Genomic DNA, 15,100 nt, shown 5'->3' on the forward strand with positions numbered 1-15,100 from the left:
AGTTCATAGATTGATGACAGTCTTCTCTCGACGTACTACTGGTCTGCTGTTCAGCCTGCTCTGCGCGCCGCTTACCGTCCTGGCCGCCGAGACCCAACCCACGCACGAATACACACTCGACAATGGTTTGAAAGTCGTTGTTCGGGAAGATCATCGTGCTCCTGTCGTGGTTTCACAACTCTGGTACAAGATCGGCTCAAGCTACGAGACGCCCGGATCGACCGGCCTTTCCCATGCCTTGGAACACATGATGTTCAAGGGCAGCAGCAAGATGGGTCCTGGAGAGGCCTCCCTGGTTCTGCGTGATCTCGGAGCAACCGAGAATGCCTTCACCACGGACGATTACACGGCCTATTACCAAGTGATGGCCAAGGATCGTTTGCCTGTGGCGCTTGAGCTCGAAGCCGATCGCATGGCCACCTTACGCCTACCTGCCGATGAATTCAGCCGTGAGATAGAAGTCATCAAGGAGGAGCGTCGCCTGCGCACTGACGATCAGCCAATGGCACTGGCCTACGAGCGTTTCAGCGCGGCGGCCTATCCTGCCAGTGGCTACCGTACGCCAACCATTGGCTGGCCTGCTGATCTTAAACGCATGAACATCGACGATCTGCGGCACTGGTATCAATCCTGGTACGCGCCCAACAATGCGACCCTAGTTGTAGTGGGCGATGTGACCGGGGAAGACGTAAGACAGATGGCTCAACAGTACTTTGGCCAGATTCCCAAGCGGGACCTGCCACCTGCCAAGCGCCCGCTTGAACTCCAGGCACCAGGTGAACGCCGTCTGATCCTTCCCGTTCGTACGCAAATCCCCAGCCTCATGATGGGATTCAACGTGCCCGGTTTTGCCAGTGCAGAGAATCAACGGGATGTACATGCCTTGCGCCTGATCTCAGCGCTGCTCGATGGTGGCTACAGTGCCCGTCTCTCCACTCAACTGGAGCGTGAGCAGGAGCTAGTTACCGGCGCCTCGGCCTCGTATGAGTCCTACACTCGTGGCGACAGTCTATTCATGCTCAGCGCCATGCCCAACCTGCAAAAGGGCAAGACCCTAGCAGATGTCGAAGCCGGCCTTTGGGCGCAACTGAATGCGCTCAAGCAAACGCCACCGAGCACTGCCGAACTGGAGCGCGTCAGAGCGCAGGTGATCGCCAGCCTTGTCTATGAGCGCGACTCGATTACAGCCCAGGCCAGCAATATTGGTCAATTGGAAAGCATCGGCGTGTCCTGGCACGAGATGGATAATGAGCTTGCAGATTTGCAATCTGTCACTCCGGCTGATCTACAGCGTGTTGCACGCACTTACTTCACTCGCGATCGCCTGACAGTCGCCCACGTGATTCCCGAGACCCAGACACAGCAGGAGGCTCGCCCATGAACGTCCGCTTTTCTTATGCATGGGGCGCCTTGCTCAGCCTGACGCTGCTTGGCGGCTGCCAGAACACTTCCCCTGTAGCGGACAGTGCAGCGGCCCATCCAAAACTGGAGTCACTGCAGGCGCTGAGCAAGACAGCTCCGGTTACCCGTAAGCTCGATATTCAGAGCTGGAAAACTCCAGAAGGCGCGCGCGTCATGTTTGTGGAAGCCAATGAGCTGCCCATGTATGACCTCCGCCTGACATTTGCGGCTGGTAGCAGCCAGGACGGCAACACACCAGGCATCGCCACGATGACCAATGGCATGCTCAACGAAGGCATTGCCGGCATGGACACCACCGCGATAGCCATCGGCTTCGAAAACCTGGGTGCTAATTTCTCAAACGGTGCCTATCGCGACATGGCCGTTGCCGGGCTGCGTACCCTGTCCGACCCGACTAAAAGTGGCCCGGCGCTCGATCTCTTCACCAAGGTGGTAGGTCATCCTACGTTTCCTGCCGCCCCGCTGGAGCGTATTCGCAATCAATTGTTGACCAGCATCGAATACAAGAAACAGGACCCCGGCGCTCAGGCGGGTGATGCGCTGATGAAACAGCTCTATGGCAGCCACCCCTATGCGCACCCCAGCATGGGCACAGCTGAATCACTGAGGTCGATCACACCTGCTCAGCTACGCGCCTTTCATCAGCGTGCGTATACAGCAGGCAATGTCGTCATCGCGTTGACAGGTAATCTGACCCGCCCCCAGGCCGAAGCCATTGCCGCCAAGGTATCCCGCGCTCTACCCAAGGGCCCTGCCCTGCCGTCGGTAGCCAAGCCGCAACCACCTAAACCGGGCGTTACGCATATCGAGTTTCCCTCACAGCAGACGCACCTCATGCTGGCTGAGCAGGGTATCGACCGCCGGGACCCTGATTACGCCGCGCTATATCTGGGCAACCAGATCCTGGGTGGGGGCGGGTTCGGCACTCGTCTGATGACAGAAGTCCGCGAAAAGCGCGGATTGACCTATGGTGTTTATTCCGGCTTTACGCCGATGCAGGTCGCGGGCCCCTTCACGATCGGCCTGCAAACCCGAGCCGAGATGAGCCAGAACACATTGGGGCTTGTGCAAAACATCGTCCGCCAATACCTCAAGGAAGGGCCGACACAGAAGGAGCTGGATGATGCCAAGCGTGAAATATCAGGCAGCTTCCCGCTCTCGACCGCCAGTAACAGTGCGATCGTCGCCCAGCTCGGCATGATTGGTTTCTACGACCTGCCACTCGACTTTCTGGACACCTTCATGAAGCAGACGCAAGCCGTGACTACGGATCAGGTGCGCGAAGCCATGGCCCGGCATTTGAATCCTGATGGCTTTGTCATCGTGACGGCAGGCCCAACCGTTGCCCAGCAACCTTTGCCAGCGCCGGTTGAGCGCGGCAATACACCGCCTCCCAGCGTACCGGAGCATTGAGCATGGCGCAGAGTAAAGGCAGCAGCCAGCTGCGTATCATTGGAGGCGACTGGCGCAGCCGACGCTTCAGCTTTCCAGAAGCACCAGGGCTCAGACCTACGCCTGACCGGGTCCGCGAGACGCTGTTCAACTGGCTGATGCCCCATGTGCCCGGTGCACGGGTACTGGATCCGTTCCTGGGCAGTGGTGCGCTATTGCTTGAAGCGCTGTCCCGGGGTGCCAGTCAGGCGCTAGGGCTGGACTTGAACCCTGCAGCGGTAGGCTCGCTGCGCGGTCATCTGGCGTCACTCGGATGCACCAATGCTCAGGTCGTACAGAACGATGCCCTGCACTACCTTCAGCACAATGAGGCCACGCCTTTTGACGTAGTGTTCCTTGACCCTCCCTTCCAGAAAGGTCTGCTTGAGCCCGCCTGCCAACTGCTCGAGGAGCAAGGCTGGCTGGCCAGGGATGCATGGATTTACACTGAAAGCGAAAGTCAGCCCTCATTGCTTCCCATGCCCGCCAACTGGCACCTGTACAGGGAAAAGAAGGCGGGAAGCGTACATTACACACTCTGGCATCGAACCGCGTAACGGGATGTCCATGCACCCTATCGTGGAGGACCTATCAGCTCAGGCAGATGCTTTCCGGCCCGCTTGGTGGCTGCCAGGTCCTCACCTGCAGACTTTATGGGGATCACTCTGGCGTCGTCTTCCCCTGATAACGCGCCCACGCGAGCGTATCTGGCTGGACGACGGTGACTTTCTCGACCTTGACTGGTACGGACCGGAAGATCCTTATGCGCCGCTGGTACTGGCTATCCACGGACTGACAGGCAGCTCTTCGTCACACTATATTCTGGGTTTGCAACTGGCCCTTGCCGAGCATGGCTGGGCCAGCGTTGGATTGAACTGGCGAGGGTGCTCAGGCGAGCCGAACCTGTTACCGCGGGGCTACCACTCAGGCGTCACCGAAGACCTTGCCGCTGTTATTGCCCACCTTCAGGCCAAGCGCCCTTTGGCACCGCTCTATGCTGTTGGCTACTCGCTTGGCGGTAACGTGCTGCTCAAGTACCTGGGCGAAGCAGGCTTGAATTGCCCACTCCAGGCGGCTGCCTCCGTGTCGGTTCCTTTCCGGCTCGACCTTTGCGCAGACCGTATCGCCATTGGGTTTTCCCGTGTGTATCAGGCGCACTTCATGCGAGAGCTGGTGAGTTATGTAAAGCGCAAGCGAGAGGCTTTGCAACAGCGCCAGCAACACGACCATGTAGCCTCGCTGGATGCCTTGGGTAACCTGGAGGACATGAAGAGCTTTTGGGATTTTGACGGACGCATCACCGCCCCGCTCCACGGATTCAAGGATGCTCACGATTACTACCAGCAGGCATCAAGCCGTTATTACCTGAAAGACGTCCGAATACCAACCCTTATGATTCAAGCGGAAGATGATCCTTTCATTGGACGTGAAAGCCTGCCAACACTAGGAGAGCTATCTAATACGATATGCTTCGAGCGCCATGCTCATGGAGGGCATGTAGGCTTTGTCGCAGGTACATGGCGAAACCCTGATTACTACCTGGAGCGCCGCATACCGCAGTGGCTCTTGTGGCAGCAGGAGAGACTGACATAGACGTGGCGGCTATAGCCGATCAGCGAACGCTATCCGCGTCAGATGAAAACAGGCAACCCGAGAAGGCTGCGTTTTTCGACAATTTTTTCTACACTCCTCAACGCTTAAAGCTCACCTTTGATGAATACCAGGCCACTTATCCACCTTTCGACTTGGACATCTGATCTGGCTGAGCTACCATCCAAGCCCCCACGGACCGTAAGGACGCCGCGATGAATCGAGTGCTGTACCCGGGAACCTTCGACCCGATCACCAGGGGTCATGGTGATCTCGTCGAACGCGCCTCACGTTTGTTTGAGCATGTCGTCGTCGCCGTAGCAGCCAGTCCGAAGAAAAATCCGCTGTTTCCGCTGGAAAGGCGGGTAGAGTTGGCTCGAGCGGTTACGGCACACCTGCCTAATGTCGAGGTCATTGGCTTTTCTTGCCTGCTGGCCAATCTCGTCAAGGAGCAGAAAGCCACGATCCTCCTGCGAGGATTGCGTGCTGTTTCGGATTTCGAATTCGAGTTTCAGTTGGCCAACATGAACCGTGTGCTGGCGCCTGACGCAGAAAGCATGTTTCTTACTCCGTCGGAAAATTACTCCTACATCTCTTCGACGCTGGTACGTGAAATTGCAGCACTGGGTGGCGACGTCACCAAGTTCGTGCACCCGCTTGTCAAGGAAGCGCTGGCCGAACGTTTCAAGCCAGCCCCTTGAAATTTTGCCGTTAGGGCACATATATCGGCGCAGACGTGCACCACGCGCGCCGATAAGGCACAATTCGCGTTTACCTTTTCTGTATCGCCGTCATCCGTGAGCGGCGGGAGCAATTCATGTCCCTCAAGATTACTGAAGACTGCATCAATTGCGATGTATGTGAGCCTGAGTGCCCTAATGGTGCCATCTCTCAGGGCGAAGAGATTTATGTGATCGACCCGAACCTCTGTACCGAGTGTGTAGGCCATTACGACGAGCCGCAGTGTCAGCAGGTTTGCCCGGTGGATTGCATCCCGCTCGACCCGGAAAACGTCGAGAGCAAGGAAAAACTGCACGAAAAGTATCTGAAAATCAGCGGTCAGGCCTGATCTAGGCTGTTTGGCAGCGCGACACTATCAGGTATTTACAGGCGCCATAAAAAAGCCGGTCAATTGCCGGCTTTTTTATGGGATTCAGTCCGACTGGCCATATCCTGTGCGGGTACAGCCCAGGCAACGAACAAAAGCAGCTTTACCCGGCTCGACGACCAAGGCCCTGCCTGCCTCGCCTACATTACCGCCTGCAGCGGTAAACGGCAGACTGACCACAAAGGCACCCGCGCCAATAGCCGTTGCCACAATCAGGAGCGGGCGGGCAATTAGCAGATCACCAATCATCGAAAAGGCTTTTGGCGCGCCTACCTCGTAATTCGGATCACCACTGGCATTGTTAACGGTTTCCGTCTCATAACCCGAATCGGCTAGTGCCGGTGCGGCAGCACTCCATAAAGCCATGGAGAAGGCCAACGTGGTGGCCAATGCGCGGAACGGGCTCATACTTCTGTCCTTTAAGTGAGAGGCGATTAACCATTAACTATAAGCACCACCTCTCGACTTGTCAGTGACCTTTCACCTGAAGATCAGGTCATTCCGTCAGAGTTCTGGTCTTTCCCTGATGCCGATAGGCCAAAACCATCAGGAAGGCCCCACCCAGAATCATCGGTACGCACAAGACCTGCCCCATCGTGAGCCAGCCCCAGGCCAGATAACCCAGCTGCGCATCCGGCATACGGACGAATTCCACCAGGAAACGGAAAATGCCATAACACAGGACGAAAAGCCCTGATACCGCCATTGTTGGACGTGGCTTGCGTGAGAAGAACCAGAGAATAACGAACAAGGCGACTCCTTCCAGCGCAAACTGATAGAGCTGGGAAGGATGGCGCGGCAACTGGGCCGGATCGCTGAAGGGCGGGAAAATCATTGCCCACGGCACATCGCTCGGCTTGCCCCACAGTTCGGCATTGATGAAGTTACCAATCCGCCCGGCGCCCAGGCCGATTGGAACCAGCGGGGCGATAAAATCCATCAACTCGAAAAAGCTCTTGTTGTTGCGGCGACCAAACCACCACACCGCCAGAATTACGCCCAGCAAGCCGCCATGAAAGGCCATGCCGCCCTTCCAGACCTCAAAGATCAGCGTGGGATTGGCAAGGTACTCATCCAGGTTATAGAAAAGGACATACCCCAACCGTCCCCCGATGATGACGCCGCACGCCACCCAGAAGACCAGATCCGAAAGTTTGTCTTTATTCCAGGTGGGATCGAATCGGTTCAAGCGACGTGAGGCCAGCAGCCAAGCCCCGCCAATACCAATGAGGTACATCAGACCGTACCAGTGAATCTTGAGTGGACCGATCGCGACCGCTACCGGGTCGATCTGTGGATAAGGCAGCATTACGACTCCTTGATAAAAGGGTTCTCAGACCAGAAAGCTGAGCCCTACACTGAACAACAACAACGCAAATAGCCGCTTGAGCAGCCGTGGAGAAAGCGTGTGCGCCAAACGCGCACCAAAACGGGCAAAGAACATGCTGGTCAGCGCAATACCTACCAGGGCCGGCAGGTAGACATATCCCAGACTCCACTCAGGCAAGCCAGGCTCACTCCAGCCCACCACCATGAACGAAAGGGCTCCGGAGAGTGCGATCGGCAACCCACACGCAGATGAGGTTGCCACCGCCCTTTGCATACTGACGCCTCGCCAGGTCAGGAAAGGCACAGTCAGCGAGCCGCCTCCGATGCCGAAGATGGCAGACGCCCAGCCAATGACCACACCGGCGAACGTCAGAACCGGCTTGCCCGGTACCGGTCTGCTGCTTTTGGGACGAAGGTCAAGCACCATCTGTAGCGACACGAGGATGGCAAAGGTACCGATTATTTTCTGCAGAATTGGCCCCTGAATATAAGATGCCGTAACCCCGCCGACAAAGCTGCCCAGGATGATGCCAACCGTCATCCACACCACGAGTGGCCACTGGACCGCTCTCTGGCGATGATGCGCCAGAATGGAATTGATTGACGTAAAGACGATTGTTGCCAGTGAAGTACCGACGGCCAGATGCGTCAGCACATCGGTATCCATTCCATGGGCAGTGAAGCTGAACACCAGAACCGGTACGATGATCAATCCGCCCCCGACGCCGAACAGACCCGCCAGAACGCCTGCACATGCGCCAAGAATCAGATAGAGCACGAATTCCATATCGAATCCTGCCGAACAAAACGGCAATGGTAGCCCAATCGGCCAACGCAAACGAGCGAACCCTCAATGATCAAGGCCTTACGGAGCCCAACTGATGTGTCTGATTGTCTTTGCGTGGCGCCCTGAAGATAACGAGTCGCTTATCCTGGCCGCCAACCGTGATGAATTCTATGCACGCCCCAGCGCCCCTTTGGATACATGGGACGATCAACCAGACATCATTGGAGGAAGAGACCTGACGGCAGGCGGGACCTGGCTCGCAGTAGGAAGGGATGGTCGCTTTGCCACCGTGACCAATATCAGGGATCCTGGTCAGTCGGTATCCGACCGCTCACGGGGCGAACTGCCTGTACGCTTTCTGGAACGTGATATCTCGGCCGAAGAGTATGTACATGAAGTGGCTCAACGTAGCGATGAATACACAGGGTTCAACCTGCTTCTAGGCGATCGCCAGTCGTTATGGCATTTGAATGCTCGCAGCCGAAAGCCGCATCGACTGCCGCCGGGTGTTTACGGCGTATCCAATGCCGATTTGAACACGCCATGGCCCAAGTTGCTCAGAGCCAGAGCAAGTCTCGAACAGGCCCTGGAAACCCCTTCGGACGAGGCTTTATTTGCACTGTTGGCCGACACCTGGCGACCTGATCCCGTAACGCTTCCGCATACCGGCATCAGCCATGAACTGGAAATGCTCTTATCCAGCGTTTTCATCTCCAGCGAACACTACGGCACACGAGCCAGCACTGTGCTGCGGCAACAGGTAGACGGACAGACCGTCATTACGGAACGTCGCTTTGGAGCCTACGGCAAGTCGCTTGGAGAAAGCCGCCGGACGCTGTAGTCCGGCGTGCTGTCAGCTCTGGACGGTGGAAGCCGGGTTGATGACGCGCCCTAGCCCCAGGTTACGCAAGGCCAGATGCAGCGCACTGTGCACCACTTGCGGATTGTCAATCTTGAGCAGCTGATCCAGGAGCTCCTTTGCCTTGGACAGGCTCATCTGACGCAGCAACCACTTCACCTTGGGGAGGTTGGTTGCATTCATGGAAAGGGAGTCGTATCCCATGGCCATGAGCAATACCGCTGCGGCCGGATCGCCTGCCATCTCGCCACAGATACTCACTGGAACGTTTTCCGCATGAGCATCCTCCACCACACTCTTGAGTGCTTGCAGCACGGCTGGATGGAAGTAGTCATACAGGTCTGCCACGCGTGGGTTATTACGATCTACCGCCAGCAGATACTGGGTCAGATCGTTGGAGCCCACCGAGATAAAATCCACCTCACGGGCCAGATCCCGGGCCTGATAGACCGCCGAAGGCACCTCTACCATCACACCTACAGGCGGCATGGGGATATTGACCCCTTCATCACGCACCTCGCACCAGGCGCGATGCAGGAGATGCTGGGCCTCGTCCAGCTCGTGTACCCCCGAGATCATGGGTAGCATGATTCGCAGGTTATCCAGACCTTCACTGGCCTTGAGCATGGCTCGCGCCTGTACCAGGAAGATTTCCGGATGGTCCAGCGTGACACGAATCCCGCGCCATCCCAGGAAGGGGTTGTCTTCCTTGATGGGGAAATAGGACAGGGATTTATCTCCGCCGATATCCAGCATGCGCATGGTGACCGGCTGGGGATGGAACGCCGCCAGTTGCTCCCGGTAGATGGACAGCTGCTCCTTCTCACTGGGGAAGCGGTCGTTGATCATGAATGGGACCTCAGTCCGATACAGCCCCACCCCTTCCGCGCCACGCTGCTGCGCCCGGGCAACATCAGCCAGCAGCCCCGTGTTCACCCAGAGCGGCATACGATGGCCATCCAGGGTTTCGCACGGCAGGCTGCGCAGGGCTTCCAGCCCCTGGGTCAGCTGACGCTCCTCCTCGACCACAGCGCTGTACTGCTTGAGCAGCTGAGGTGATGGGTTGGTAAAGACTTCGCCGTGATAGCCGTCGACAATCAACGAAATGCCATCGACTTTTGAATAAGGCAGGTCTACCGCGCCCATGACGGTGGGAATACCCATCGCGCGCGCCAGGATGGCAACGTGGGAGTTACCAGAGCCGAGCACGGAAATCATGCCGGCCAGCTTGCCTTCAGGCACCTCGCCCAGCATAGCGGGTGACAGCTCCTCACTGACCAGGATAGTCTGGTCGGGATAGACCAGACATTGTTGCCGTGCCTGCTGCAGATAAGCCAGCAATCGACGGCCAAGGTCCTTTACATCAGCGGCACGCTCGCTCAGATAGGCATCGTCCATCATCTCGAAACGACGAACATGCTCGGTCACAACCTGACGCAGTGCACCCTGTGCCCACTGGCCTCTCTTGATGATCTGAGTAACCTCGTTACCCAATGCCGCGTCGTCGAGCATCATAAGATAGACGTCGAACAGGGCGCGCTCTTCCTTGCGAAGCTGGGTCGACAGACGCTCTGACAGCTGGCGCATATCTTCACGTACAGACTCCAGCGCATGCTGGAACAAGGCCAGCTCTGCCTCGATGTCCGTAACGGTCTTGTCAGGAACGACTTCCAGATCAGCTGGTGGCAGCACGACTACAGCCGTACCCACACCAACACCGGGAGCACCGGGAATACCTACGAAACGAGCCTCCTGGATACCCTTGCCCTGCCGTCCGAGTCCACGAATGGTACCCGTGGCTTCAGCATGTGCGATAACGCCGGCCAACTGGGCGCTCATGGTCACAAGGAAGGCTTCTTCACCTTCGTCGAACTGGCGCCGCTCCTTTTGCTGAACAACCAGAACACCCATCACACGACGATGGTGAATGATTGGCGCCCCCAGGAAAGAGGCATAGCGCTCCTCGCCCGTTTCGGCGAAATAGCGGAAGCGCGGATGACTGGAGGCATCCTCAAGGTTGAGCGGCTCTTCGCGCGTGCCAACCAGGCCGACCAGGCCTTCATTGGGCGCCATGCTGACACGCCCGATGGAGCGCTTGTTCAGGCCCTCGGTCGACATGAGAACAAATCGATTGGTTTCAGGGTCCAGCAGATAGACCGAGCACACCTGAGTGCCCATGGCCGCCCGAACGCGCTGAACGATGATCGATAACGCTGTCTTGAGATCCTTGGCGCCGTTTACTTCTTGAACGACCTTACGCAGCGTATTCAGCATGCTAGAAGCCCTGGGCTCTGGTGACGTTGGACGACATCCTGGTAAAGGATTTCGAGGCGCGAGCAAATTGAGTTCCGGTCACCGACCTGATAGCCACGATCGATGAAGGTGGACAGCAACGCCTATCTGACAGCGTATTGCCACTCAACGTCACAAATCGTTCATCCAGCATGGCCACAGCATTTCCTCCGTCCACGGCAGGCCCGGCATAACCGGGCGGGCCGGTGAGGCAATGCAAACGGTGCCTCTTCCGTCTTCCATACGTACACGTATGGTACAGGCTTAACATATCGATCAGGCGAGCAGGCGCGGGGCCAACTCCTTGAGGGCTCGACGATACACTTCCCGCTTGAACGTCACCACCTGCCCTAATGGGTACCAGTAGCTGACCCAGCGCCAACCGTCGAACTCCGGCTTGCCTGTCACATCCATGCGTACCCTCTGATCCTCAGACATCAGCCGGAGCAGAAACCATTTCTGCTTTTGACCGATGCACAGGGGCCTACTATGCGTACGCACCATGCGTTGGGGCAAGCGATAACGCAACCAGCCCCGCGTACAGGCCAAAATCCGGACATCATCCGGACTCAGACCCACTTCTTCATTCAATTCGCGATAAAGCGCTTCTTCCGGCGTTTCACGATCATCGATACCTCCCTGTGGAAACTGCCAGGCGTCCTGGTTGATGCGCCGAGCCCACAGCACTTGGCCAGCGTCATTCGCGAGGATGATGCCGACATTCGGGCGAAAACCATCAGAATCGATCACGGCTGACACCCCTGGAAAGTCAATAGACTTGCATTGTTCCATAAAGCTTGTTGGAGCGGCAACGCAGCTCCCTGCCTGTATTTTTGCCGTCTGTGGCAATACGCTGGCAAGTGCCACTCCTGCCTGCTTGTCCATATGGACATTACATTGGGGTAATCCCGCCGGAGCGCCTGAAAATCCGCGAGCAGTATCCTCAGCCCTTGCTGAACAAAAGCTTACATAGCCAAGCAATCAATGGATTCTGACGGGTAAAGCATGACCCGTTTCCCACTCCTATCAGCGAAAGTGCCGCTGCAGAAGCATGTAGATAGCCAGAATTACACCTACCCAGCCGATCAGGTAGAAATAGTCCAGGAAGCCCAGGATCGCAGCCTGGCGATTGACCAGCGAGGCCATCTGGCTCATGGAGGCATGCCCCATCGCCTCGTTCAGCTGTTCCCTATACTGCTGATAAAGCGGATTGAATGAGGTGATGTGACTGCGCAGGACATTGGCGTGGAACGCATCGCGCCATTGCAGAAAGACGTTGGCCATGACGATTCCCAGCGGCATGACGATCTGCTGCGTCATGTTCTTGATCTGATATGCCTGGCTGAAATAACGCGGAGGAATGGTCATGAAGGTGTACATGATGATCACCGCAAAGGTCGAGATCAGAAACACACCATGCATCATGAGCGCAGGCTGAAGCTGCTGCACAAGCGGCACCTCGCCATTCTGGCTGGACATCCAGAAGCCATAGCCGGCCAGCAGCGAATAGCCGAGCACCAGAAACTTCTTGAAGCCACCCCACGGGAAATACCGCTTGAGCGTGCCAGAGGTAATGGCCATGAGCGGCACTATCCCACACAGCCAGCCGATAGCCATGACCGTTCCAGCAGTGTAGATCGGTACCTGCAGGGCGTTCAGGACATATTGGGGAATAACGTAGTTATAGGCACCGAGCATGAAGTAGTTCAGCATCATGAACAGCATGCCGAGCAGAAAGGCCGGATTGATGGCGTTACGAAAGTCGAGGGTTGGCCGCTCCCGCTGCCGCTCACAATAGATGAAGACGGCCATGAGGCAGATACCCAGCAGAAAGAGTCCGAGCAGCTCCCAGGTATCGCTATAGAAATCAAAACTCATCCGCTGGATAGTGGTTTCGACAATGATGCTTCCAACCAACAGGATAGCCATGGGCAGCAGTGCTGGTCTGGCCGACAACTTTTCGGGTATGACGCGCGAGGGAATGGCCATCCAGATGCACACGGCCATGACCAGACAGACCACCAGCGGCACGGCAAAGATACTGCGCCACTCCTCATGCCCCAGCAGTTGCGCCGTACAAAAAGAAGCCATCGCCGCGCCAAGCGGCACGCCGCTGGCAAAGGCTCGTATGCCTGTGGGGGTTTGCGGCCCAGGGAAGAACATGAGCACCAGCACCCGCGCACCAGCGAAAAAGGTTGCGGCGGCCGCCCCCATGAAGACTCTGCCCGTGGCAAAGACCCACAGGTGGTCGCCGGCCAGGCAGAGCAGCTGGCCTATGGTATGGACAACTGTCGCCGCCATCATCAGGTGGCGGTACCCCAGATGCTGTACAAACCACTGGTGAGGCGCCGTGAAGACGATGACCGCGACGCTATAGGCTGCCGTGGCATACACATAGCTGCGCTGATCAGCACCCAGGCCGCCGGATACATAGCGGTTGGCCAGCGCGATGGAGAGGCTGTCGAGAAAATAGACGGTGACCATCAGCGTGATGCTGAGCATCAGCAGGCCACGGTGATGTGGAAACGTAGGTGAAGACATTCCGACTCGGTTCGATGACTGGTATCAGCTGGCCAGTAAACGTGGCCAGCCTTTCATCGAACACGGCCCGGGCGCTTGGTTCCCTACCAGACGCCCGCCGCCACCCTAAGCGTCAACTCAGAAACAGTTTATACGCAGGGTTATTGGTCTCATCCCAATAGCGATAACCGATCTCTGCCAGCGCTTCGGGCACACGGTGCCGCTCCTCTTCCGGAACCTCGAGCGCCGCCAGTACCCGCCCATCAGCCGAGCCGTGATTGCGATAGTGGAACATGGTGATATTCCACCGCCCACCCAGGCGATTGAGGAAGTTAAACAATGCGCCAGGCCGCTCGGGAAACTCGAAGCGGAAGACCTGCTCGGTATCCACATGGGCCGCATGTCCGCCTACAGTGTGCCGTATGTGCAGCTTGGCCAGCTCATTGTCGGTCAGATCCAATACGGGAAACCCTTGCTCACGCAGGCTTTCGATGAGCTTGCCGCGTGGATCGGTTTCCGGATGGGTCTGTACGCCGACAAAGATATGGGCTTCCCTATCCGTGTTATAGCGATAGTTGAATTCGGTGATCTGGCGCTTGCCCAGTGCCTCGCAGAACGCTTTGAAACTGCCGGGACGCTCGGGAATGGTCACGGCGATGATAGCCTCACGCTGTTCCCCCAGCTCGGCACGCTCTGCCACGTGACGCAGGCGGTCGAAGTTGACGTTGGCACCCGAGTCGATGGCTACCAGGGTCTCCCCTTTTACGCCGCGGGTAGCGACATACTTCTTGATCCCCGCCACGCCTAAGGCACCAGCCGGCTCGGTGATGGAGCGCGTATCGTCGTAGATGTCCTTGATAGCTGCGCAGATCTCATCGGAGCTGACGGTAATCACGTCATCCACATAGTGTCGGCAAATCTCGAAGGTGTGATGACCGATCTGCCCGACCGCCACGCCATCGGCAAAGATACCCACTTGACTCAGCACCACCCGGTCACCTGCCTGCATGGCGGCCTGGAGGCAATTGGAGTCGTCTGGTTCAACACCAATAATCTTAATGTCAGGACGCAGGTACTTGACGTAGGCGGCGATCCCCGCGATCAGCCCTCCACCGCCTACCGGCACGAAAATGGCGTCCAGCTGACCTGGTTGCTGGCGCAGGATTTCCATGGCGACAGTACCCTGCCCGGCAATCGTATCCGGATCATCGTACGGGTGAATAAAGGTGTATCCCTTTTCCTCTACCAGTTTCAGCGCATGAGCCAGCGCCTCAGGAAAGGCATCGCCGTGCAGGACAGCCTTGGCACCACGGGCACGTACCGCCTTGATCTTGATTTCTGGCGTCGTCTTAGGCATGACGATAACGGCCTTGATACCCAGCTTCTGAGCAGCTAAGGCCAGGCCTTGGGCATGGTTGCCGGCGGATGCCGCGATCACGCCGCGAGCCTTTTCCTCATCGGTGAGCTGGGCCACCTTGTTGTAGGCGCCCCGAATCTTAAACGAGAAGACGGGCTGCAGGTCTTCTCGCTTGAGCAGAATCCGGTTACCTAGACGCTCCGACAGGCTATGCGCAGGGTGCAGAGGTGTTTCAACGGCCACATCATAGACGGGCGAGGTCAGCATTTTCTTGACGTACTGTTCGAGCATCGACTTTTCTCGGCAGGGCTTTTGCGGGGAACAGCCAGTCTACTGCGCAAGCAGCACGACAAGCCACCCACAATGCGTCAGCCACCCTGTTCACCGCTGATAGGGTCAGCCCGG

General features: G+C 57.3%; 13 protein-coding genes and 1 pseudogene. 7 read left to right on the forward strand and 7 right to left on the reverse strand.

From position 1 onward, the window contains the following. The first annotated feature begins 13 nt into the window (after positions 1 to 13). From QWJ10_RS03205 to QWJ10_RS03230, 6 genes are all read left to right on the forward strand, one after another. Positions 14 to 1,381, forward strand: coding sequence for a pitrilysin family protein (locus QWJ10_RS03205; RefSeq protein WP_197872133.1), 1,368 nt, complete (start codon positions 14 to 16; stop codon positions 1,379 to 1,381). After that, entirely contained in the window at positions 1,378 to 2,835 is a 1,458-nt protein-coding gene (locus tag QWJ10_RS03210; protein WP_289924255.1) for a pitrilysin family protein, read from the forward strand. Before QWJ10_RS03205 ends, QWJ10_RS03210 begins: the two co-directional genes overlap by 4 nt. 2 nt (positions 2,836 to 2,837) lie before the next feature. Further along, entirely contained in the window at positions 2,838 to 3,410 is a 573-nt protein-coding gene (gene rsmD, locus QWJ10_RS03215; RefSeq protein WP_289924257.1) for a 16S rRNA (guanine(966)-N(2))-methyltransferase RsmD, read from the forward strand. A gap of 10 nt (positions 3,411 to 3,420) precedes the next feature. Beyond that, positions 3,421 to 4,446: a hydrolase gene (locus tag QWJ10_RS03220; RefSeq protein ID WP_289924259.1), complete on the forward strand. Its 1,026-nt coding sequence runs from the start codon at positions 3,421 to 3,423 to the stop codon at positions 4,444 to 4,446. A 212-nt stretch (positions 4,447 to 4,658) separates the two neighbouring features. Next, a complete protein-coding gene (coaD, locus tag QWJ10_RS03225) occupies positions 4,659 to 5,144 on the forward strand; it encodes a pantetheine-phosphate adenylyltransferase (RefSeq protein WP_010796991.1) in 486 nt (161 codons plus the stop codon). 116 nt (positions 5,145 to 5,260) lie between these two features. Then, entirely contained in the window at positions 5,261 to 5,512 is a 252-nt protein-coding gene (locus tag QWJ10_RS03230) for a YfhL family 4Fe-4S dicluster ferredoxin (RefSeq protein ID WP_010796990.1), read from the forward strand. An 84-nt stretch (positions 5,513 to 5,596) separates the two neighbouring features. On the opposite strand, the gene QWJ10_RS03235 is transcribed toward QWJ10_RS03230, so the two are convergent. From QWJ10_RS03235 to QWJ10_RS03245, 3 genes are all read right to left on the reverse strand, one after another. Next, on the reverse strand, positions 5,597 to 5,959 hold the full coding sequence (locus tag QWJ10_RS03235; RefSeq protein WP_122043504.1) for a multidrug transporter: 363 nt from the start codon (positions 5,957 to 5,959) through the stop codon (positions 5,597 to 5,599). An 88-nt stretch (positions 5,960 to 6,047) separates the two neighbouring features. Next, positions 6,048 to 6,860 (reverse strand): prolipoprotein diacylglyceryl transferase, encoded by an 813-nt coding sequence (gene lgt, locus QWJ10_RS03240; protein WP_010796988.1) that lies wholly within the window; start codon positions 6,858 to 6,860, stop codon positions 6,048 to 6,050. A 24-nt stretch (positions 6,861 to 6,884) separates the two neighbouring features. Continuing rightward, complete coding sequence (locus QWJ10_RS03245; protein ID WP_289924268.1) at positions 6,885 to 7,667, reverse strand: sulfite exporter TauE/SafE family protein; 783 nt, start codon at positions 7,665 to 7,667, stop codon at positions 6,885 to 6,887. Between the two features lie 94 nt (positions 7,668 to 7,761). Here QWJ10_RS03245 and QWJ10_RS03250 point away from each other — a divergent pair, with 94 nt between their 5' ends. Further along, on the forward strand, positions 7,762 to 8,508 hold the full coding sequence (locus QWJ10_RS03250) for an NRDE family protein (protein ID WP_289924270.1): 747 nt from the start codon (positions 7,762 to 7,764) through the stop codon (positions 8,506 to 8,508). 12 nt (positions 8,509 to 8,520) lie between these two features. Here QWJ10_RS03250 and ptsP read toward each other — a convergent pair whose 3' ends face one another. The 4 genes and pseudogenes from ptsP to ilvA all read right to left on the reverse strand — a co-directional run. After that, positions 8,521 to 10,800, reverse strand: coding sequence for a phosphoenolpyruvate--protein phosphotransferase (ptsP, locus tag QWJ10_RS03255; protein ID WP_219650820.1), 2,280 nt, complete (start codon positions 10,798 to 10,800; stop codon positions 8,521 to 8,523). Between the two features lie 294 nt (positions 10,801 to 11,094). After that, positions 11,095 to 11,568 carry an RNA pyrophosphohydrolase gene (locus QWJ10_RS03260; protein ID WP_010796984.1) on the reverse strand — a complete coding sequence of 158 codons (474 nt, stop codon included), beginning with the start codon at positions 11,566 to 11,568 and terminating at the stop codon, positions 11,095 to 11,097. Positions 11,569 to 11,844: 276 nt separating this feature from the next. After that, positions 11,845 to 13,359 (reverse strand): MFS transporter, encoded by a 1,515-nt coding sequence (locus QWJ10_RS03265; RefSeq protein ID WP_289924277.1) that lies wholly within the window; start codon positions 13,357 to 13,359, stop codon positions 11,845 to 11,847. Positions 13,360 to 13,471: 112 nt separating this feature from the next. Then, positions 13,472 to 14,995, reverse strand: a pseudogene (ilvA, locus tag QWJ10_RS03270) (threonine ammonia-lyase, biosynthetic); the annotation flags it as partial. Positions 14,996 to 15,100 lie beyond the last annotated feature (105 nt).

The organism is Pseudomonas sp. WAC2, from assembly GCF_030403525.1.
Taxonomy (GTDB): Bacteria; Pseudomonadota; Gammaproteobacteria; order Pseudomonadales; family Pseudomonadaceae; genus Chryseomonas; species Chryseomonas luteola.

Coding starts and splice junctions, on each gene's coding strand:
- QWJ10_RS03205 (WP_197872133.1), top strand. CDS start 14: ATGACAGTCTTCTCTCGACGTACTACTGGTCTGCTGTTCAGCCTGCTC.
- QWJ10_RS03210 (WP_289924255.1), top strand. CDS start 1,378: ATGAACGTCCGCTTTTCTTATGCATGGGGCGCCTTGCTCAGCCTGACG.
- rsmD (WP_289924257.1), top strand. CDS start 2,838: ATGGCGCAGAGTAAAGGCAGCAGCCAGCTGCGTATCATTGGAGGCGAC.
- QWJ10_RS03220 (WP_289924259.1), top strand. CDS start 3,421: ATGCACCCTATCGTGGAGGACCTATCAGCTCAGGCAGATGCTTTCCGG.
- coaD (WP_010796991.1), top strand. CDS start 4,659: ATGAATCGAGTGCTGTACCCGGGAACCTTCGACCCGATCACCAGGGGT.
- QWJ10_RS03230 (WP_010796990.1), top strand. CDS start 5,261: ATGTCCCTCAAGATTACTGAAGACTGCATCAATTGCGATGTATGTGAG.
- QWJ10_RS03235 (WP_122043504.1), bottom strand. CDS start 5,959: ATGAGCCCGTTCCGCGCATTGGCCACCACGTTGGCCTTCTCCATGGCT.
- lgt (WP_010796988.1), bottom strand. CDS start 6,860: ATGCTGCCTTATCCACAGATCGACCCGGTAGCGGTCGCGATCGGTCCA.
- QWJ10_RS03245 (WP_289924268.1), bottom strand. CDS start 7,667: ATGGAATTCGTGCTCTATCTGATTCTTGGCGCATGTGCAGGCGTTCTG.
- QWJ10_RS03250 (WP_289924270.1), top strand. CDS start 7,762: ATGTGTCTGATTGTCTTTGCGTGGCGCCCTGAAGATAACGAGTCGCTT.
- ptsP (WP_219650820.1), bottom strand. CDS start 10,800: ATGCTGAATACGCTGCGTAAGGTCGTTCAAGAAGTAAACGGCGCCAAG.
- QWJ10_RS03265 (WP_289924277.1), bottom strand. CDS start 13,359: ATGTCTTCACCTACGTTTCCACATCACCGTGGCCTGCTGATGCTCAGC.